This is a genomic window from Veillonella dispar (assembly GCF_937975875.1).
Classification (GTDB): Bacteria; Bacillota; Negativicutes; order Veillonellales; family Veillonellaceae; genus Veillonella; species Veillonella dispar_B.
Genome location: NZ_CALJSP010000156.1, coordinates 13,914 through 34,092, shown reverse-complemented (window position 1 = coordinate 34,092; position 20,179 = coordinate 13,914). Strand labels below are relative to the sequence as shown.

The 20,179-nt window shown below is 39.0% G+C and carries 23 protein-coding genes and 1 pseudogene; 19 read left to right on the top strand and 5 right to left on the bottom strand.

The genetic code is table 11. The features are described from left to right. From Q7P05_RS07650 to Q7P05_RS07625, 6 genes and pseudogenes are all read left to right on the top strand, one after another. Positions 1–194: pseudogene (locus tag Q7P05_RS07650) on the top strand (hypothetical protein); the annotation flags it as partial. A gap of 1 nt (position 195) precedes the next feature. After that, positions 196–738, top strand: a complete 543-nt coding sequence (locus Q7P05_RS07645) for a hypothetical protein (RefSeq protein ID WP_303931449.1) — start codon at positions 196–198, stop codon at positions 736–738. Between the two features lie 31 nt (positions 739–769). Then, positions 770–1,276, top strand: coding sequence for a YfbM family protein (locus Q7P05_RS07640; RefSeq protein WP_303931447.1), 507 nt, complete (start codon positions 770–772; stop codon positions 1,274–1,276). A 78-nt stretch (positions 1,277–1,354) separates the two neighbouring features. Next, a complete protein-coding gene (locus Q7P05_RS07635; RefSeq protein WP_303931446.1) occupies positions 1,355–2,119 on the top strand; it encodes a leucine-rich repeat domain-containing protein in 765 nt (254 codons plus the stop codon). A 57-nt stretch (positions 2,120–2,176) separates the two neighbouring features. After that, positions 2,177–2,470, top strand: a complete 294-nt coding sequence (locus tag Q7P05_RS07630; RefSeq protein ID WP_303931444.1) for a DUF2695 domain-containing protein — start codon at positions 2,177–2,179, stop codon at positions 2,468–2,470. Positions 2,471–2,583: 113 nt separating this feature from the next. Then, positions 2,584–3,081 (top strand): ECF transporter S component, encoded by a 498-nt coding sequence (locus Q7P05_RS07625; protein WP_303931442.1) that lies wholly within the window; start codon positions 2,584–2,586, stop codon positions 3,079–3,081. A 265-nt stretch (positions 3,082–3,346) separates the two neighbouring features. Here Q7P05_RS07625 and Q7P05_RS07620 read toward each other — a convergent pair whose 3' ends face one another. Next, positions 3,347–3,727, bottom strand: a complete 381-nt coding sequence (locus Q7P05_RS07620) for a carboxymuconolactone decarboxylase family protein (protein WP_295868726.1) — start codon at positions 3,725–3,727, stop codon at positions 3,347–3,349. Between the two features lie 66 nt (positions 3,728–3,793). On the opposite strand from Q7P05_RS07620, the gene Q7P05_RS07615 reads away from it, so the two are divergent. Next, positions 3,794–4,156 (top strand): MerR family transcriptional regulator, encoded by a 363-nt coding sequence (locus Q7P05_RS07615; protein ID WP_295868722.1) that lies wholly within the window; start codon positions 3,794–3,796, stop codon positions 4,154–4,156. Positions 4,157–4,353: 197 nt separating this feature from the next. On the opposite strand, the gene Q7P05_RS07610 is transcribed toward Q7P05_RS07615, so the two are convergent. Then, complete coding sequence (locus Q7P05_RS07610; protein WP_295868720.1) at positions 4,354–4,920, bottom strand: NAD(P)H-dependent oxidoreductase; 567 nt, start codon at positions 4,918–4,920, stop codon at positions 4,354–4,356. 763 nt (positions 4,921–5,683) lie between these two features. Between Q7P05_RS07610 and Q7P05_RS07605 the strand changes: the two genes are divergently transcribed. The 6 genes from Q7P05_RS07605 to Q7P05_RS07580 all read left to right on the top strand — a co-directional run bounded on the left by Q7P05_RS07605 (position 5,684) and on the right by Q7P05_RS07580 (position 10,446). Further along, entirely contained in the window at positions 5,684–6,028 is a 345-nt protein-coding gene (locus tag Q7P05_RS07605) for a zinc ribbon domain-containing protein YjdM (protein ID WP_005385054.1), read from the top strand. Between the two features lie 96 nt (positions 6,029–6,124). Beyond that, on the top strand, positions 6,125–6,520 hold the full coding sequence (locus tag Q7P05_RS07600; protein WP_005385055.1) for a hypothetical protein: 396 nt from the start codon (positions 6,125–6,127) through the stop codon (positions 6,518–6,520). Between the two features lie 10 nt (positions 6,521–6,530). After that, complete coding sequence (locus tag Q7P05_RS07595) at positions 6,531–7,049, top strand: phosphatidylglycerophosphatase A (protein WP_295782348.1); 519 nt, start codon at positions 6,531–6,533, stop codon at positions 7,047–7,049. A 94-nt stretch (positions 7,050–7,143) separates the two neighbouring features. Beyond that, positions 7,144–7,683, top strand: coding sequence for a cysteine hydrolase family protein (locus Q7P05_RS07590; protein WP_295868031.1), 540 nt, complete (start codon positions 7,144–7,146; stop codon positions 7,681–7,683). A gap of 240 nt (positions 7,684–7,923) precedes the next feature. Beyond that, a complete protein-coding gene (locus Q7P05_RS07585) occupies positions 7,924–8,547 on the top strand; it encodes a superoxide dismutase (protein ID WP_295782343.1) in 624 nt (207 codons plus the stop codon). Between the two features lie 321 nt (positions 8,548–8,868). Then, positions 8,869–10,446 carry a DUF438 domain-containing protein gene (locus Q7P05_RS07580; protein WP_303931437.1) on the top strand — a complete coding sequence of 526 codons (1,578 nt, stop codon included), beginning with the start codon at positions 8,869–8,871 and terminating at the stop codon, positions 10,444–10,446. Between the two features lie 165 nt (positions 10,447–10,611). On the opposite strand, the gene Q7P05_RS07575 is transcribed toward Q7P05_RS07580, so the two are convergent. After that, on the bottom strand, positions 10,612–11,805 hold the full coding sequence (locus Q7P05_RS07575) for a MalY/PatB family protein (RefSeq protein ID WP_303931434.1): 1,194 nt from the start codon (positions 11,803–11,805) through the stop codon (positions 10,612–10,614). A 453-nt stretch (positions 11,806–12,258) separates the two neighbouring features. Here Q7P05_RS07575 and Q7P05_RS07570 point away from each other — a divergent pair, with 453 nt between their 5' ends. Both Q7P05_RS07570 and Q7P05_RS07565 read left to right on the top strand, forming a co-directional pair. Then, positions 12,259–13,611: an NAD(P)-dependent oxidoreductase gene (locus Q7P05_RS07570; RefSeq protein ID WP_227721234.1), complete on the top strand. Its 1,353-nt coding sequence runs from the start codon at positions 12,259–12,261 to the stop codon at positions 13,609–13,611. 351 nt (positions 13,612–13,962) lie between these two features. Then, entirely contained in the window at positions 13,963–14,238 is a 276-nt protein-coding gene (locus tag Q7P05_RS07565; RefSeq protein WP_105089889.1) for a helix-turn-helix domain-containing protein, read from the top strand. Here Q7P05_RS07565 and Q7P05_RS07560 read toward each other — a convergent pair. Beyond that, positions 14,216–14,893, bottom strand: a complete 678-nt coding sequence (locus tag Q7P05_RS07560) for a lactate utilization protein (RefSeq protein ID WP_295782338.1) — start codon at positions 14,891–14,893, stop codon at positions 14,216–14,218. The two genes, Q7P05_RS07565 and Q7P05_RS07560, sit on opposite strands and share 23 nt — an antisense overlap. Before the next feature lie 361 nt (positions 14,894–15,254). Here Q7P05_RS07560 and pta point away from each other — a divergent pair, with 361 nt between their 5' ends. The 3 genes from pta to Q7P05_RS07545 all read left to right on the top strand — a co-directional run bounded on the left by pta (position 15,255) and on the right by Q7P05_RS07545 (position 17,829). After that, positions 15,255–16,253, top strand: coding sequence for a phosphate acetyltransferase (gene pta, locus Q7P05_RS07555; RefSeq protein ID WP_005378201.1), 999 nt, complete (start codon positions 15,255–15,257; stop codon positions 16,251–16,253). A 206-nt stretch (positions 16,254–16,459) separates the two neighbouring features. Further along, positions 16,460–17,254 (top strand): hypothetical protein, encoded by a 795-nt coding sequence (locus Q7P05_RS07550; RefSeq protein ID WP_303931428.1) that lies wholly within the window; start codon positions 16,460–16,462, stop codon positions 17,252–17,254. Between the two features lie 32 nt (positions 17,255–17,286). Beyond that, positions 17,287–17,829 carry a glutathione peroxidase gene (locus tag Q7P05_RS07545; protein WP_005385076.1) on the top strand — a complete coding sequence of 181 codons (543 nt, stop codon included), beginning with the start codon at positions 17,287–17,289 and terminating at the stop codon, positions 17,827–17,829. A gap of 211 nt (positions 17,830–18,040) precedes the next feature. On the opposite strand, the gene Q7P05_RS07540 is transcribed toward Q7P05_RS07545, so the two are convergent. After that, positions 18,041–18,670 (bottom strand): NAD(P)-dependent oxidoreductase, encoded by a 630-nt coding sequence (locus Q7P05_RS07540; protein ID WP_303931425.1) that lies wholly within the window; start codon positions 18,668–18,670, stop codon positions 18,041–18,043. A gap of 345 nt (positions 18,671–19,015) precedes the next feature. Between Q7P05_RS07540 and Q7P05_RS07535 the strand changes: the two genes are divergently transcribed. Continuing rightward, positions 19,016–20,068, top strand: coding sequence for an IS30 family transposase (locus tag Q7P05_RS07535; RefSeq protein ID WP_227283837.1), 1,053 nt, complete (start codon positions 19,016–19,018; stop codon positions 20,066–20,068). Positions 20,069–20,179 lie beyond the last annotated feature (111 nt).

Genomic DNA, 20,179 nt, shown 5'->3' with positions numbered 1-20,179 from the left:
TCTGGTCTGAAGAATATGATGAAGATGAAGACGTTCTTAGATATGAGGAAGATGACGTATTCCCTGATGATTTATTCTTTAGCTTTTATTATTATTCCCAGCAAGTACTTTTGTTAGCGATTCCGCTATTAGATACATCTAATGAAGGAGAGGCTAAATTGCTCGGAATAATTTCTGCTAATAGGAGCGTGTAAGATGGATTATTTAGATATATTGCAAAATGATGCCAAGTTAGCTGAAGATTTTGATACGCTATTCGATTTTCGCTTGCTAGATACGCTGGAGGAACGAGATACGGCTGAAGGTCGCTGCACGTTCTCTGTGCCCGGTATGGCATTTGCTGTAGATGGCGCTGGCGGTGAATATCATCTATTGGAGGACGGCTCCATAGGGTATTGGAGTAGCGAGGGTGCCGCCGGTCGTTTAGCTGAAAGTATGGACGATTTATTTCATTTAATCATTTTTAGTATTTGTTGGCATGATTACTGTGACTCAAGTAAGTATTCTGATGCGGCAGTACTTGAAGAATATGGTCAGAATAAGCAGTCTCATATTATCTCTTATTCGCCAATGGAACTTTGGGAACCTATTGTGAAAGCTTTACATATGCCAATAGACATGAAACTTTCACCTGTTTTACAGAAATTCTATGATGCGGCGCATCGTGAACCGGTATATACCTGCTATTTCCATGAAGATGATGGAAGCATTACAGAATCGGAAAATTTATTTTTCTAATGGTTAGAAGAATTTATGAAAGGATTTAATTATGGGACTAATTGCAAATTATAGCTGTTTAAGCGATACGAATTTAAAAGAGCTTAAAGCTATGGGCTCAGAAGAAGAGGAAATTCTTGAAAGCGTTGAAGAGTGGAATGACGATGATGAATTATTGCTCGATATCGATAAGATGTGGGATGTACTTCACTTTGTGCTAACTGGCGTAGGAACAGACCATAAGGATGATAATAACCCTCTTAGCCAAGCTGTACTTGGCATAACAGCTGTTGAAGAAATATCGGATTACTTAGCGTATACCGAACACGATAAATTAGCAGATATCGTGGCGGCTCTAGAGCAGTTTGATATGGAAGAAGCCCTCGAATCTTTTGATATGGCAGCCTGCAAAGAGGCAGAGCTATATCCAGATATTTGGGATTACGATGAGGAAGAGGAAGAAATCAAAGACGAACTTCTTCATGATTTTGAGCAAATGAAACGCTTCTATCAACAAGTGCTAGACGCTAATGGGAACGTACTTGTATCGATTTGCTAAGGTCGTAAAATTTTATTGGCTATGGATCTAGTTATAGCCTAACCAATTATGCGACTGGCGAAGAAGAGGAATTGTAATATGGCAGTGTTAACAGAAAAGCAAATTAAATATGGATTTGACTACTATCATAAGGATGATACACGGCCTAAATCTGTTGTAGAGGTCTCTGAATATGATGGTGAAGACAAGTTGATAATCAACTGCACACAGCTCGATGAAGATTATTCTGCTAAAGATAAGAAGCGAATTTGGATGGAGTGGTGTGATTTCCTAGTAAATAATCCAGATACTTTTACAGAGCTTATGTTTTGTACAAGAATGTCACAGGACTTATTTGATGCGGTGTGTGCTCAACGTAGACTTAAAAAATTACATATAAAATGGGGCGTCTATCCAGATATTTCAAAATTAGAGAACTTACAAGAACTAGAATATTTACACATTGGGTCCGGTAGAAGCGTATCGAGTTTAGAGCCTATATCAAAATTAGAAAATTTAGTGGCTCTGTCGATTGAGAACTTTCAAAAAATTGATGATTATACGCCATTAGCGCATCTGAAGCACCTTGAAAGTCTTGCTCTAGAAGGTGATTTCGCAGCTCCTAAAATTCTTAAGGTTCAATCCTTGGGATTCCTACGTCATATGAAACAGCTGCGATTTTTTAGCTTCTTGACCGCTAAAGTGATGGATACAGACTATTCTCCAATTTTAGAACTCCATAATCTAGAACATCTTACATTAAGATCTTGTAAAGAGGTTAAACAGCTGTATCCTCAGTTAGTTAAGTTGCCAAAACTAAAATACGGCACAGTTTTAGAACGACCAGAATTATATGAGAAATAGGGCTTGAGATATAAGTCATGAGCTATAACTTATAAGACATAAAAGGGAACAATCATAATGGATAAAGCGCGTAAAAAGGAATTATTAAAAGCTTATGCAGATAAGCAAAAGCAATCGTTTAAAGATAGTTTGCCTATGGAGGAAGAGTTGTTTTGGAATCTCTTTGACTATGTAGACGAGAAGTTAGAGGCAAATGACGGTTGCGACCATAGTCTGACTTTCACCAGAGAATTCTTGGAAAAACAAGAGGTAGATGTGGAAAGTGTACTAGACTGGATCGTTAACGAAGGTGGCGGCTGTGACTGCGAGGTTCTCTACAATGTGGAAGAACGTTTTGAGGAGTACGATTAATAGTATTTTCTATAGTTAACTCCTTCTATTTGCAGGTGTTACCATAAAGGTATATAGTAAAGGCATGTGATGTAATTATTCACATGCCTATTTTTCTTTATAAGGAGGACGCTATGCAACACGTTCAAACCCGCAGTACTACGTCCGCGTTAGTACTCACAGCCGTATTGATTGCCCTCGCAACACTGTTTACCATGTACACGAAAATTCCAGTACCTGGCATTCGCGGCTATTTCAATGTTGGAGATGTCGTTATTATGACATCAGCTCTATTATTAGGTCAAAAATACGGCGCCTATATTGGTGCTATCGGCCCGGCGCTAGCTGATTTATTCCTCGGCTACGCAGTCTTTGTACCAATCACCTTTGTGGTGAAAGGCATTGAAGGCTATCTTGTCGGTACTGTCTATAACAATAAGACAACTACCTCTGCCTTAGCGGCAACTATCCTAGGTGGTATTATCATCGTAGCTGGCTATTTTATCGCTGAATACTTCGTATTCGATCCAGGCGTAGCCATTGCTAGTATTTTGACGAATACCATTCAAGCCGTTATGAGCGTTATCGTCAGCATGATTCTCTACGCTATCTTGCGCAAACGCCTTGGGTAGTAAATTGATAGTCTCTAGAATTCAGACTATACTATCAGTACAAAAGAGCCAATTAACGTGTTCTAGGCGTTAGGCTCATCAAAAGGTAAGAAATTTAATAAACCTAACGTGTCTAAGTATTGCCGTACTTAGTCGCGTTAGGTTTATTTTTTTTACTTAATTTGTATTAATAGTATTTGTTGAATAAAAAATATGTTCAATATATAATGTAATATACATTGAGGGGTTCCGATGGAATCTCTCTCTTTTTATTGCAGTTCACTCTTTAATTCAGGATATTCCTTTCTTCAAAGACCGCTTTCACCGTAAACAGTGCATTCAGTACGCGTGGAAATCCCGCATAGGGGATGCAATGTGTGCAGACCTCTACGATTTGCTCTGGCGCGATACCGACGTTGAGTGCCGCGTTAGTATGTACTTTCAGCTGAGCCTCGCAACCGCCCAGCGTTAATAGGGACGCAAGCGTAATCAGTTCCCGTTCCTTGAAATCCAAGTTGGGGCGTGTGTAGATGTCGCCGAACAGCTCGACCAATAAATCGGCTATGGCCGGTGAAAGTTCTTGAATTGTGTTATACACCTCCTCGCCGTGCAGCCCATCAATTTGTTTCAATGTGTTCATACCGATGTTAAAACGTGTTTCTTTCATAATTATTACCTCCGTCTAGACGTATGATATATGCTCGAGTATACTTGAGGTCAAGGTGGTGAAAGTATGAAAATTGGTGAATTTTCAAAATTGGTGGGACTGCCCATTTCCACATTGCGATATTACGAGGAGCAAGGGTTCCTTCACATCGAGCGACAGAACGGTATTCGCAATTACCATGCGGAGGATGTGGGGTTTGTGCAGTTTATTAAACGCTTGAAAGATATGGGGATGCCGCTTGCGAATATCAAGCGATATGCGGATTTACGATATGCTGGATCTCATACGGTCCATGAAAGAATGACACTGTTGCAAGAACACTATCGATTTATTGATGCCGAAATTAAACGATTGGAAGGCTATAAGAATAATCTAGAGGATAAGTTAGAGTTGTATGAAACTGTAATAAAGAAAAATGAGATTGATTAGGTTTTTTATTGTAGATAGTATATAGCCTTGTATCAATATGGATGCAATGGTAATCATATCAATATAGAGCTAGGTTTCTAAGCTATATTATAAGTACAAAAGAGCCAGTTAACGTGTTCCAGTAGTTAGGCTCATTTTTTACCTAACTCACGTTAATGGCTCTTTTGATTTATTGAAGAAATTGAATACTCGAATTTTTAAATGGTGTTGGCGATATTTGCTATTTTAGCTAAGAAGTGTTTACGCTTTTCATCTGAACTATTCTCAGTGCTAGCTAATTGCGTATGTTTAATTGGTTTGATACCACAGGCTTTAAGAACTTGATTTTTTAAGACTTTGCCATAGTCTTGATTAAATGGTACTAAAAATGCTGGATTGTTGTGGGTGGTGATAATCCAAGCAGATTTTCCTTGTAATTTACCTATTAGACCTCTTTTGCCGTAAGAATATGCAAAGTCTGCTGTAAAGACACGATCGATAAAGCCTTTTAGTATAGCTGGCATACCTCCCCACCAAATAGGGTAGATAAAGATAATATGGTCTGCCCAAGTAATTAGATTACGATATTTTTCCATATCTGTTACAGTGTTTAAATCACGACGTTTGTGCGTATTATCGAAACGTAATATAGGATCGAATTTCTCCTCATACAAATCTATGGTGTTCACCTTGTGATTTTTTGAAAGCTTTTCTTGCACTACTTTTAAAATAGCACTATTAAAACTCTGTTGATTTGGATGGGCATAAATAATTAAAATATTCATGGTAAATCCTTTCTAATCGGGTATTATCAACTGTATGGGAGAGGGTGATTGGCTGCATTAAATCAATTAACAGTTATGGCGCGCATAACTATGTGGTATTTTATCCGCATAAATAATACAATGATATTTATACTTTGTCAATGTAAGTATAATGTAAAGGATGTTGAATAGAATAAGATAATATCGGAGTTATCATTATGGATAATACTATTAGGATGCTGCTTTATGTGTTTTGTATAAATGTTATAGTTAGTGAATTGAAGCGTTGATGTTATTAGTATAAATAAAAGGCAGGTTATAATAACCTGCCTTCTATTAATCATAATTTGACGATATATAGTATTCCACCTATAATATGAGTAGATAGCCGAGCGAGTAGAGACGTCAGGCTCATCTCAAATAACTGAAAAATCAGGAAATGGCCTTTTCGTTTTATCTAGCTACGAGCTGTAACGAAGGGCTATTTGCTTTTTGTAAAGCAAATAAGGGCAATAAGTGACCCGAATGAAATGAGAATTGTCAGAATATCTATGACAATTGATAAAATTTCAAAATCACTCATAGTTTCACCCCCTTCTAAAAAGAAGAGAGGCCCAACCTCGTCAGCTATCTACATTATTATTATAATGCGAACTAATATGCGATACAATAAGCATTGATTAATAGAGATATAACTATTTTATAGAGTGGTTATAATATTTTAGTGGAATAAAGTTTTATATGGTATAATACTTTCATTATGTAGTGAGAAAAGGAGATCTAAATGGCAAATTTACCTAACTGCCCTAAGTGTGGCGACGAGTACACATATGAAGATGGTCATATGTTTATCTGTCCTATGTGTGGACATGAATGGACAGCAGCTGACGCACAAGCTGCAGCTGAAGCAGGTATCATTCGCGATGCTAACGGCAACGAGCTAGCTGATGGCGATACAGTTGTTGTTGTAAAAGACCTCAAAGTAAAAGGCGCTGGCGTATTGAAACAAGGTACGCGTGTTAAAAATATTCGCCTCATCACTGATGCAAGCGATGGCCACGATATCGATTGTAAAATCGATGGTTTCGGTGCGATGGCATTGAAATCTGAAATGGTTAAGAAAATCTAATTTAAGAAATCCCTATCGATACGTTCGGTAGGGATTTTTTCGTGGTATAATCAACGTATACTGCGTGTAGTGGAAAGTACTTGGGGGAGAAAAACTATGTTTAAAAGGGTTGTATTATTAGCTGTATTGGCGTCTATGATGGGGAATATTAGCTCTTTAGCGGCAGATTTAAAGCCCACAGATAAGCGTACATATGAATTACAGCAACAAATTTCTTATAATGTGGTAATTCCTAGCGAGGCTTTCAAGACGAGTGCCGATGGCACATTGATTGTTCCTCTAGAAATTAAAACAGATGATAAAGGGAATATTGTAGCCGTTGAAGCGGGGCCTAATAATTGGAAATTAGACCGCGATGCATATCCTATCTTTGAAGAGGCTGCAAAAGAGGCCGCTTGGCATACAAAGCATGTGGATACTGATGAAGCATTAGTTGTGACAATTCCAGTTAGTATTGTAATCGTATCAGGTGATCACCCTCATAAAAAATAAAGGAGCGGTTATGGAATCTACAAAGGATTTAGAGAAATATACTTACGATCTCCTGGCGGAGCGTGGCGTTACGTTAGAGGATATTGCAGAGCTCGTTTTATATGTTCAAAAACCATATATGCCTAATCTAACAATTGAAGAATGCCGTGAACATGTGGCGTCGGTCCTTTCAAAACGAGAGGTACATAATGCAATTATTACGGGCATTGAGCTAGACAAGTTGACGGAACAAAATAAATTATCTCAGCCCTTGCAAGGTATTGTGGCTAATGATGAAAGCCTCTATGGTATCGACGAAATCTTAGCCTTTTCCATCGTTAATTTATACGGTTCCATAGGCTTTACGAACTATGGCTATCTAGATAAGGTTAAGCCTGGCATCATTAAAAAGTTAGATAGCAAGGCTGGTGGTCATTGTAATACATTCCTCGATGATTTAGTAGGGGCCGTGGCAGCTGCGGCAGCAGGAAAACTAGCTCATAATGAGCCACACCGCGTGCGTCATGCCTTAGCTGAGGAAAAAGCATAAATTTTTGTCGTTGATGTTATTAAGAATTAAGAGTATAACTAGTAGTGAAATGAATAATTAATGTATTCTATGTAGACTATATACAGGAGGAACTATGCAAAAGGTTCTAGTTGTTATCGATATGCAAAAAGATTTCGTAGATGGCGCCCTTGGTTCAGCGCAAGCACAGTTAATCGTAGAGAATGTGCGCAACAAAATTGAGAACTTTGACGGACCAATCATCTTTACGCGCGATACGCATGATACTGATTATCTTGAAAGCCAAGAGGGTAAGTTCTTGCCTGTTACGCATTGCGTTAAGAATACAGAGGGTTGGCATATTGTGCCCGGCTTAATCGAAGCAGCAGAAGGTCGTCCTATCATGAGCCCTGTATCCTTTATAGACAAGCCAAACTTCGGATCCTTTGAATTATTATCTCGTTTAGAAGGGATGAACTCGGTAAATCCTATTGAGTCTATTACGCTCGTTGGTTTATGCACTGATATTTGCGTTGTGTCTAATGCGATTATACTGAAAGCTGGCTTACCAGAAATTCCTGTTTACGTAGATTCTAGCTGCTGTGCAGGTGTGACAGAAGAATCTCACCAAGCAGCATTAACAACAATGAAAATGTGCCAATGTATTGTTGAGTAGTTATCGTGTTCTAGCTATATTAGAGTGCTTTATATTGGTAAACGAACTCAAAGGCTATAGGAAATCCTATAGCCTTTTTCTATGGGAAAATACATTGACGATTTTCTATATACAATGTACAATAAATAATGATAATTCATATCAATTAAATGAAATATAGATGCAGGTGCATCGAAACGCTTTCACTAGAACGATATAGTATTTACTATCGTTCGTGCCCTAAATTTAAGGAGGCCTATTATGAAACCTTTCGAACTCGCACCATTACCATATGCTTATGATTACCTTGAGCCTGTTATCGACGCAGAAACAATGAAATTGCATCATGACAAGCACCATCAAGCGTATGTTAATAATTTGAACGCTGCTATCGCAAAATACCCTGATCTTGCTTATGGCTGTGTAGACTGTATTCTCGGCGATATTGCTAATGTGCCGGAGGATATCCGTCAAGCTGTTATCAACAACGGTGGCGGTCATAAGAACCACACTATGTTCTGGGACATCATGACAAAACCAGACACTTCTAAATTGGAAGGCCCTTTGAAAGAGGCTATCGACGCTGATCTTGGTGGTTATGATGATTTTGTTGAAAGCTTCTCCGCTGCAGCAGCAACACGCTTTGGCTCTGGTTGGGCATGGCTTGTGGTAAACAAAGATGGCAAACTAGAAGTGACATCTACTGCAAACCAAGATAACCCTCTACTAGAAGGTAAAACAGCAATCCTTTGCTTAGATGTTTGGGAACATGCATATTACTTGCATTACCAAAACCGTCGCCCAGACTATATCAAGGAATTCTTCCGCGTTATTAACTGGGATAAGGTTTCTGAAAACTACGAAAAAGCATTGAAACAAAACTAATAAATCTCTCAGAACTTTCATCTTTCTAAAAAATAGATATATATTTTAATAGATAACGGATAGTTGGTTCAAAGCGCTTTGATTGCTTAGGTGACTTTGAATTCTCAGCTATCCGTTATTTTTATATGAAATTTCGATATTTTTGGAATATCTTTCAAAAGTATAGCCATGGATACAGATTTTCCAATCGATATCGTTTATCATAGAGACATAGGTTATTTTAGATAAACCTTTCAGAATGTAAATTGCCTTGTATACGAAGACGTATAGAGGGTTACTCACATATGTAATAAACAATATTTTTGACACGAGGGGATCAAAATGGAAAAGAAATTAGATTTGTCCAAATCTGTATATGATTTGGTAAAAGAATATCCTGAAGTAACAGAGATTATGAAAAGCTTAGGGTTCAGTGAAATCACTAATAAGGTGATGTTGAATTCTGTTGGTAAAATCATGACCATTCCTAAAGGGGCTAAAATGAAAGGCGTATCCATGATGGATATCGTGAGCGCATTTATGAAAGCTGGCTTTATCTTGGAAGGTGAAATGCCAAATCTACATGGTGATGATGCATCTGCTAAGGGTGCTCCTACAGAGGCAGCTGCTACTCATACAGAGGCATCTAATGCTAATGACAATGCAGAAGCTAATGCTACTAATAAAGTAGAAGCTAATGGAGAGGATACTGTTACAGATAGCGAACGTGTAGAGCAATTGAAAGGCTTCTTGAAACGTTTGGGCACAGGCGAAGAGCTTGGTTCTGTTCGTGAGGATTTTGCGAGCCAATTCAAACATGTTGAGGCGAGTGAAATCATGAAAGCCGAACAAGGTCTTATGCGCGAAGGTACACCTTTAGAGGAGGTACAACAATTGTGCGACCTTCACTCTGCATTGTTCCATGGTTCTACCATTCATGAACAAATGGATGCTGAACATGCTAAAGTAGAGGCTGTTCTAGAGGCTCAAGAAAAGAGCAAGAGCGTAGTAACATTGGTAGAAACTGTAGGTCATCCGCTCAACCAATTAACAGAGGAAAATAAAGCCCTTGATGAGTTGGTTGAGTCCATTCGTCCTAAAGTAGCAGATAAAACAGCAACTATCGATGATGTAAATACAGTGCGCCAAGTATCTGTTCATTATGCTAAAAAAGGCGACCTATTATATCCAAAATTGAAAGTAGATTATGCAATTGGCGGCCCATCCATGGTTATGTGGACTGTTGATGGCGATATCCGCGACCAATTGGGTGACTTGGCAAAATCTAGTCAAAGTGTAGATGATTGGTATAGACGTTTTGATGAGCTTCTTACACGTGCTCAAGAGATGATCTATAAAGAACAAAATATCTTATTCCCAATCTGTGCAGAAAACTTCAGTAAAGAAGAATGGTACCAAATCTACAAAGATACAGCACAGTATGAAGATATCTTTGGGGTGAAACGCATTGCTTGGACTGAGGCTGATGCAGCATTAACTACACAAACTACAAAACAAAGTGGTGATGATAATGCTATCGGTTTAATTGGCGGTACGCTAACTGTAGATCAACTCGATGCTATGCTCAATACAATGCCAATGGAAGTAACCTTCGTTGACCATGAAGATATCAACCGTTACTTCAACGATGGTGAAAAGGTATTCAAACGCCCTACTACAGCTATCGGCCGTGATGTGTACTCCTGCCATCCACCAAAGGTAGAACCGATTGTACGTGGTATCATCGACTCCTTCCGTAAAGGTGACCGCGATAATGTGGCAGTATGGCTTGAAAAACAAGGTCGACCATTCTATGTAAACTACATGGCTGTACGCGATCAAAACAATAACTATATTGGTACATTAGAACTCGTACAAGACATGCAATTTGCAAAGGAACATTTTGGGAGAATTAAATAAGAATCATGGTAATACCAATAGTGTAATACGGTGAAAGTATAATACAAAGAGGCTGCTCTAACATTGAATGATGCTAGAGCAGCCTCTTTTATTTGTACGAAATGAATTCTCTAATATGATTAATGTATTTCCTGAATTAATGTATTTCTTGATAAGAGGTACCCATTAAGGGTGTACGTACTTGATAATAGTATGGGTAGCAGTCCTGATATTTTCAAGGCTCGTGGCCAAGTTAAGTCGCACAAAGGTGGCGTAATCTTCGCCTCCAAACCATTCGCCAAAGCTTGGTGCGATGTGGCATTTATTTTCGAATAGGTCATGCATATCTTCCGCCTTTACATAGGCGCCAAAATCAATCCAAGCCAAATAGGTGCCATCCATAGGGCTGATGCGGATGTGTGGCAATGCCGTACGAAGTTCTCGGCACAGATATTCATAATTTTCCCGAATGACAGCGAGTACATCTGTGAGCCATGCTTCCGCCTCAGGATGTGTGTAGGCTGCGGTGATGGCCGCTTCGGCAATAACGTCCGAGTCTGTATGATACACATGGGCCTTATAGGCGTTGAATTGGCTTCGTAGTTGTTCGTTAGGAATGATAACCTCTGCGTGGTGCAAGCTAGCCATATTGAATGACTTTGAGAGAGAGGACATTGCAATTATGCTATCCGTATAGGCCCCATTATTTACCGTCAAGGCAGATGTAAAGGCCGTTGGGCCTGTGATAAGGTCTTGATGGATCTCATCACTTATGATGAGCACATGGTGCCGTTGGCAGATGCTGAATAATCGAACCATTTCCTGTTCCGTCCATACGTGGCCGACAGGATTGTGCGGATTGCAGTGAATGAACAGTTTCACATCGTGCTTGGTAATCGCTGTTTCAAAGGCTTCGTAATCGACGGTGTAGTGATTATCTTCAGTGCGATTCATAGGAACCGCGATGATTTGACGTTGGGCATCGCTGGCGCTCGTATCAAAGGCGCCATATACAGGACTTAGGACGGCGATGGCATCATTGGTTTTGGTAAAAGCCCCAATACACCACATAATCCCTGTAATGACATTGGGCGCGCTCGTGAGCCATTCTTGCTTAAGACTACAGTTATGCCGATGTTTGTACCAGCTCATGACTGCCTCTATATAATCCGGATTTGTCATGGTGTAACCTAGAGGATTGGCTTTCACATAGTTACAAATGGCCTCTTGAATGCACTGAGGGGGCATAAAGTCCATATCGGCCACCCATAGTGGTAATAGGTCAGTACGGCTGAATTTTAAATGCTCGCCATCCCATTTGCGGGAATGAGAACTGCGGCGATCGATATAGTATGTTTTAGTAAAGTCTACTGTGTTCATAGTGAACCTCTTACATTCTGCTAGATTCATAAGAAATCTTGTGTAATTATATATATCAGTTCGGTGTCATCAACATCTATGAGTGTATGTTAATGTGGTGCAAATCAATTATTCTGTCTATTATCAGTATACATGCATGGATATATATGTAAATATACACTTAAGAATTGCTGTTACCTTACCATTCGTTTCTATGCAATCCTTGCATGAATAGGGGCTATATTCGTATACAAAAGGTGCTTTATTTGCTTGACTGTTGGGACTTTCACAATTTAGAATATACTATAGAATAGTGTGTGTCTGACCAGTGACCACACGTCTATCGAATGGTTACAAAAGATAAATCTTAGCAGCATGTGGCGACATCCCTATGTGAGAGGGCTCATCGGATTGTTCAGGTACATGCAACGCTGTATAAGTATAGTACTGGATCCTTGTTAGGAGGCATGTGCCATGAGTAACGAATTAAAACCACTACATTTTGATGCGGATTATACAATGGAGGAAGCGCTCGCTGAGGCGAAACGTTGTCTAAATTGTCCAAAACCATTGTGCCGTATGGGTTGCCCTATTGAAAACGAAATCCCTCGTTTTATCCAAGCTATCGCACACGGTAACTTTGGTTTAGCCAATGATATCTTGGCAGAACGTACAAACTTGCCATCTATTTGTGGCCGCGTATGTCCACGCGAAAACCAATGTGAAGGTAACTGTATCATGAATAAGGCGAAAAAACCGCCTATCAATATCGGTAAATTGGAACGCTTTGCTGCTGATTTTGAAAGTATCAATGAACTTCGCAAACCTAAGAAGATTAAACAAGATCTTGGTAAGGTTGCCGTTGTAGGTTCTGGCCCTGCAGGCTTGTCCGTAGCAGGTGATATCGCTAAACTTGGTTACGAGGTAACTGTATTCGAAGGTCAATCTGAACCAGGTGGCGTACTTTTATTTGGCATTCCAGAATTCCGTTTGTCTAAATCCGTTGTACGTCGTGAAATCGCTCGTCTTGAAGGTTTAGGCGTTAAATTCGTATGTAATACATTTATCGGTCAAGATAAAACATTGGATGAACTCTTCGCAGAAGGTTTTGACTCCATCTTTATCGGTACTGGTACACATATTCCTCAAGAAGTACGCATGGAAAACGATGAAGTGCATGGTGTATTCCAAGCAATGTACTTGTTGACGAATGTACAATTAGTGGAAAATGGCGAGCTTGATGAAGCTCAAATTCCTGTTAAAAAAGGCGATCGCGTAATTATCATCGGCGGTGGTAACGTAGCGATGGATGCGGCTCGTACATGCGTACGTTTAGGCTGTGAATCTGTTACTGTGGCATACCGTCGTAGCCAAGAACAAATGCCAGCATTATTGTCTGAATACGAAGAGGCTCGTGCTGAAGGCGTCCAATTCCAATGGTTCGCTTCTCCAGTAGGCGTAGAAGGTAAAGACAAGGTAGAAGGCTTCAAATATGAAGTGATGGCTCTTAACGAAGATGGTGCAGGCATCCACGGTACTGGTAAGTTCCAAGTTATGCCTGTAGATAAAATTATCATCGCTGCTGGTCATAAACCAAATGCTCGTCTTATCGGCGAAGGTAATAACCTAAAAGTAGACGAAAAAGGCTACATCATTACATCTGAAGATCCATATGGTATGACTAACCGTGACGGCGTCTTCGCTGGTGGTGACGTTGTACATAAACCGGCTACTGTAGTATTGGCGATGCGCGAAGCTAAAAAAGCTGTGGATGGCATGGTTAAATACATGGAAATCAAAAAAGCTCAAGAAAGTGCTAACCAATAACCCTATAGCGGATAATGATATAAGCTAGTAACATTACTATTCAAGTGTATTCATAATGAATGGATAATGTATAGAAACTATACAAATCTAGATATTATCTATGCTGATTGGTGTAATATAGTACATGTTTAGTACTAATTATCTCTATATATACAAAAATTACACGAATTGTTGAAAACATACAGAACATAATATGTATAGAAAAAAGCCTTACTAGAACTAATTGATACATTAGTTTTTAGTAAGGCTTTTGTGTTATTACTTTTCAACTGCTACTAGTCAGTCAACCTACGATATGGGTATAGTAAAGGCATAACCATGTGTTGAGTGTGAAAGTAGATAGAGGTTGCTATGAATCCTATTCTATGTTGTCGTGATATACAGGTTCGACAAGAGGTTCACAAACTAGGCGTATTAATTTTACTATGGCGTAGACAATTGGGCATGACGCAGTATCAGTTGGCTGATAAGTCTGGTTTAGCCCAATCTTATATTAGTGATCTTGAAAGTGGTGCTATCGATCCGCGATGGTCCACTATTTATAGAGTTGTATCTGGATTAGGGCAGATGAGCGTACAAGATTTTCTAAATGGGCCACAAACCATTAGAACCCTAAGGATTCATTGATGATAATGATCTCCATAGTTTGCATGTTGCGCATCTTTTTGTAGTAAATTGTTAAAGCATTACAAATACGATCCGGAGAACCACAGTCATAACACTTTTCTTCTAATTTGGCACAAGGATTGAGGGAGCTTTTCTTATTCTTCTTGCTGTTTAGCGGTGCTGCTACATTTCGTGCTCGATAAATAGCAGATGCTAAGTCAGGGGTAATCTTGTTAGTGCCAAGCACAAAGAACACCTCTTGGGAACCAAATAGAGACGCTGCCACACGATTGCCTGTGCCGTCGATATTGACCATCTCCCCTGTTTGGGATAAGGCGTTTACAGAGGTGAGAAATACATCGCGGCCCATGGTGCGTAATGCAGTGTCCCGGAAGCTTTCACCAGGGAGAGGACGTTGAATATCTGTTATATCATCGTTGACCTCGGATAAAGCATCATGTACATTGAGCTCTAATAAGGTGCGGGAATCACCGATAGCCACTCGTTTGTTCTGAATGCGAGACCGTAAATAATCAACAGCTTCTGCACCTGTTTCAAAATAATGAACTACGAAATTATTGCGCTCTAAAGCCTTAATTGTTCTCTTTATATCGATGGGGGCATCATTGATTTGGGGATTGATAACTGCGTTGATTGTCGTTTCTGTATTGGCCATGAGTCCTCCGATATTATGTAAATAAGTGAGGTAAATCTTATTAATTATATTCTATTATTGTATCGTTTTATGTGAAGATGGTTCAACATATTGAATGATTAGCTTTGTTATATTAATTTGGTAAAAGTTGGAATGAAATCCAAATTCACTATAAAATTTTACGAAAGTTGGAGTGAAATCCAAATTAATAATGAAAAAAGAGAAAAGTTGGAATAGATTCCAACTTTCACCATTATCAAAATGATAGTATAAAAATTAGAATAATAGGCTTAGAAAATAAATTTTACTTTTACCTATAGGTTGAATTTGCTATAATAATAGTATTGATATGGCATAAGCCAATGTTAAGGAGGCAAAAATCGTGGATTTAATTCAAAAATTAAAAGACCAAGTAAAACCATTAGGTAAAAAAATCGTGTTGCCAGAATACAAAGATGAACGCGTATTGAAAGCAACTGAAATCATTTTGAAAGAAGGTTTCGTAACACCTGTACTCGTTGGTAACCCTGCAGAAATCGCTGAAGCTGCTAAAGCTGTTGGCGTATCCGTAGAAGGTGCTGAAATCATCGATCCAGCTAACTATGATCGTTACCAAGAAATGGTTGATACATTCGTAGAATTGCGCGCTAAAAAAGGCATGACTCCTGAAAAAGCTGACGCAACTATGAAAGGTGACTGCTTATTCTTCGGCGCTATGCTCGTTCGTCTTGGCGCAGTAGATGGCATGGTTGCTGGTTCCGGTTGCCCAACTGCAAACGTATTGCGTGCTGCATTACAAGTTGTAGGTACTAAACCAGGTCTTAAAACAGTATCTTCTTCCATGTTCATGTTCACCAGCAAAAAAGAATATGGCGACGACGGTATGCTCGTATTCTCCGACTGCGGCGTATTGCCTAACCCAACTAGCGAACAATTGGCTGATATCGCAGAATCCACTGTAGAAAAAGCTCGCAAAGTTGTTGGCATGGCTGACCCTCGCGTATCCATGTTGTCCTTCTCCACAAAAGGTTCTGCTTCCACTCCAGAAGTAGACAAAGTAGTAGAAGCTGTTAACATCTTGAAAGAACGCAATGTTGACTTCAAATTCGACGGCGAATTACAATTGGACGCTTCCATCGTTCCTTCCGTAGCAGAAAAGAAAGCTCCTGGCTCCAACGTAGCTGGTAAAGCTAACATCTTGATCTTCCCTGATCTTCAAGCTGCTAACATCGGTTACAAATTGGTACAACGCTTCTCCGGCGCTGATGCTCTTGGCCCATTGATTCAAGGTTTGGCTAAACCAGTTCATGACCTTTCCCGTGGCTGCTCTGCTCAAGACGTTGTAGACGTTGCTGCTATCGCTGCTGTTGAAAGCATCTAATTTCAACTACAACTTCATTTGAAATATTTCAATGAAATAGAAAAAGCTGATTCTTCGGAATCAGCTTTTTTGTTTGTATAAATCTATATAGAAGGTGTATGATTAGGCTAAATAAAGTTGATTAATGTACTTAATCAATGTATTACGTAAATGCACTTGATACATACAAGTATTATTCTGTTTGGAGTCGTGAAAAGGAGAGGGCTATGATTTCTGTATTCGACACAAATCCTGTTGTTTTTGAAAGTAATGATCGTACGTTAACAATTAGTTACAATGGTGTACTCTGTAAAGATGCAAATGGTACTGTTACGACTGATATTGATTTTGATGACGTAAATGAGCTATATCTTACAAGATATTTAAATTCAAATAGTAACTATTCGATTATATTTAGAGACCATAATTGGAAAAACATAGAAGGTCAAGATTTAGACACTGACCGTAAAGGATCTAATGCTGGTCATAATATTCGTGAAACAAAAGCAATCATTGCTGCCTTTGCTCGCCATAAATTGACAGCGGATTTTCCTGCAAATTTAGATACCCTTCAATTGCCACTTGATTACTCCTACATGGGAAAACGAGAAATTACCATTAAAAATGGTGTTATCTCAAATGGTAAGGTAGATATCCCTATTAATGAAATTCGCCGCGTAGTATGTGCCTCTAATGGTACGATTAGCAAATTGTTAGTCTATAAGGAAGAAAAACCTAGCTCCTTCTTCAAAAAGATTTTCGACAAATGTGATATGAAAATCACGTTGAATGCCATTACCCTGCCATTATTAGAAGCCATCGTAACGCGCAATACAGGTCATGGTATCGATTTTAGTCGTGGTAATGGCTTTGATCAAAAGGACTCCAACTATATCATCATTCGTTACCTTGACTCTGGATTCTTCCTAGAAAAAGACGGTACAGCACCTACAGAGTGGCAAAAAACTGCGGCTGAAAGAACGGCAAGATTTAATTACGATGTAAAAACATTATTAATATAATATTAGTTTTATCGTGAAAGTTAGGAGTTACTATGTCTGTATATCAATTTTCTCTGCCTAATAAGTCTGGTGAATTGCAATCACTACAAAATTTTGAAGGCAAAGTTCTTATCGTTGTTAATACGGCAAGTAAGTGTGGATTTACTCACCAATATGAGGGGTTAGAGGCTCTTTATAAGAAATACAACGAACAAGGTTTAGAAATTATTGCGGTTCCTTCCAACCAGTTTGGCGAGGAAGAGCCTGGTTCTAATACCGAAATTCAATCCTTTTGCAAGGTAAATTATGGGGTTACTTTTACTGTGATGGGGAAATCTGATGTGCGTGATGAAAGCGCCTTGGATTTATTCAAATATATGATTAAAGAGCAACCATTTAAAGGGTTCCCACCTAGTGATAAGACAGAAATGCTTACAGACTATCTCAATGGCATTGATCCTAACTATTTAAAGGACGATGAGGTAAAGTGGAACTTTACTAAGTTTGTTATAGATCGTAAAGGTAATGTGGTAGGGCGCTTTGAGCCTGTTGTAAAACCGATGGAAATGGAATCTTTTATTAAAACATTATTATGATTTTGGCAGACGACTAAATTTTAGGGAATAAGTGACATTGATTTATAATATCTCTTGCTTCTTAAAAGTGTTCGTTTAGTAGCGTACTTAGTATGGTAAAGAAAAGAACCGCTAGTTTTGTAACTAGCGGTTCTTTTGTGTATATAGCAATGTAAGATGTTTATGGCCTAGGAAAACTAAATTTTCTAGGATATGTTTTGTATCTATGTAGTTAGTTTTGCACTGCTGTAAAGCGTTGACGACCAAACTTGTGGTTCTTAATTTCATCCACTAGAATTTGTGCGAATGTATCATAAGAGATATACGGCTTGCCTTCTTTATTTAAGATAACATTTTCATTACCTAATATATAGTCATTAGATTCTGGACCATCTGCATCTAAGATTGGTGGTGGGGTAAACATTGTCCAGTCTACATTGCTGAATTTACGCAAGATATCGTCAGATTTAGCATGAGTTTTGGAACGAACTAGGAATTCTGGAGGAAACTCTGGTGTATCATTTAGTTGAACTGTGTGATCTTCGTCTACATAGAGGCTACCTGCACCACCTATAGCGATGAGGCGTGTATTTGTATTTGCCAATGCTTTTACAAGTAATAATGTCAAATCTGCTGGTAAATGATACATATCTGGTGTGAATGCGCTTGTAGCATTTACTACTACATCAAATTGAGTTAATTCTTGTTTAGTTAATTGCAATGCGTCTTTTACGATAGTTGGAATACCTTTAATTGCACCTTCGCGGCGAACGACGCCTGTTACTTGATGACCTGCTTTGAGGGATTTTTCTACAATACGACGACCTGCTTTACCATTTGCACCGATCACTAAAATGTTCATGTTGATTCTCCTTTTTATGTAAAGTGCCAAATAATTAATTCTAAGCTTGATGGCCTATGGACTAGGCAAAGTTGTTTAGAAGTGATCATTTGCAACTACTCTAACATATGATTAGTGAATATATGTTCATCTGATGACATCATTATATAGAGGTGCATCTATTTTGAATAGTAGAATCATTTGTGATAGGTACTATCAAAAGTAATAGAATTATGATGTTTACTGAGTAAAAAAAATTGATGAATTGTAAAATCAAGTTGAACAAGTAATACAAAAAGTCCATACGGCTCTCTTCCTTTGGTAGAATGTAAGTGACTAAACTTTATTCACAAGGAGAAAATCCCTATGGACCACTTACATTATACCGCAAATGAGCACAGAAAAGGACAACATCTTACATTTGAGTGCCGTGTTTTGATTCAGACTCGACTCAAAGATGGATGGAGTCCTAACAGGATTGCCAAGGAAATTGGCTGCGCACCGAACACCGTTCGAAATGAGATCAAGCGCGGAACTGTGTCACTATACAAAGGAAATATCCTCCGTTATAAAGCCACTGCTGGTCAAGATGCTTATGAGCGAAATCGCCAGTCATGCTGCCGGCACTATGACTTTTTCGAGAAATCTAACTTCATCTCTTTTGTAGAGCAGAAGTTCTTCGAAGAAGGATGGTCACTTGATGCTTGTGTAGGCCGTGCCTTGAAAAATGAATTATTCACCAGAGATCAGATTGTCTGTACAAAAACACTTTATGGTTACATTGATCTCGGACTTCTTGGAATCAAGAACATCGATCTTCCGGAAAAACTTCGCAGGTCACCTAAAAAAACACAGGTTCATAAAAATAAGCGAATTCTCGGTCGGAGCATTGAAGAACGCCCAGCATCTGTAAATGACCGTAAGGAGTTTGGACATTGGGAAGCAGATCTTGTTATCGGCTCAAAAAATAATAACGATGATGCCCTATTGACCATGATTGAGCGAAAGACCAGGGAGTACTGGATGATTCGCATCCCCGGTCGTAATCCGAACAGCGTCATGAATGCTCTATCAACAGTTCATTCTCAATTTGAAGAACACTGGGATGATGTCTTTAAGACAATCACCACAGACAACGGTTCCGAGTTTTCGACACTATCTGATTTAGAGACTCTGAGTAAAACACTGGTCTATTTTGCCCATCCCTACACATCCTGCGAGAAAGGATCGGTGGAGCGCCATAACGGATTAATTCGTAGGTTTATTCCGAAAGGAAAACGGATCGACAGCTATTCCAATGAGCAGATAGCTCAGATCGAACTCTGGTGTAATGGGTTGCCACGGAAGCTTCTCGGATACCGAACACCGGATGAACTCTTCGAGGCCGAACTGGACAGGATTTATTCTTGTGCGACCTGATGGACTATTTAGCTGGTAATGTTCAACTTGTTATTGCAATTTTCGGAGTAAAAAAAATTCAAAAAGTTTTGTACCCTAAAAAAAGATACTATAAAATGCTTGCAATACGAT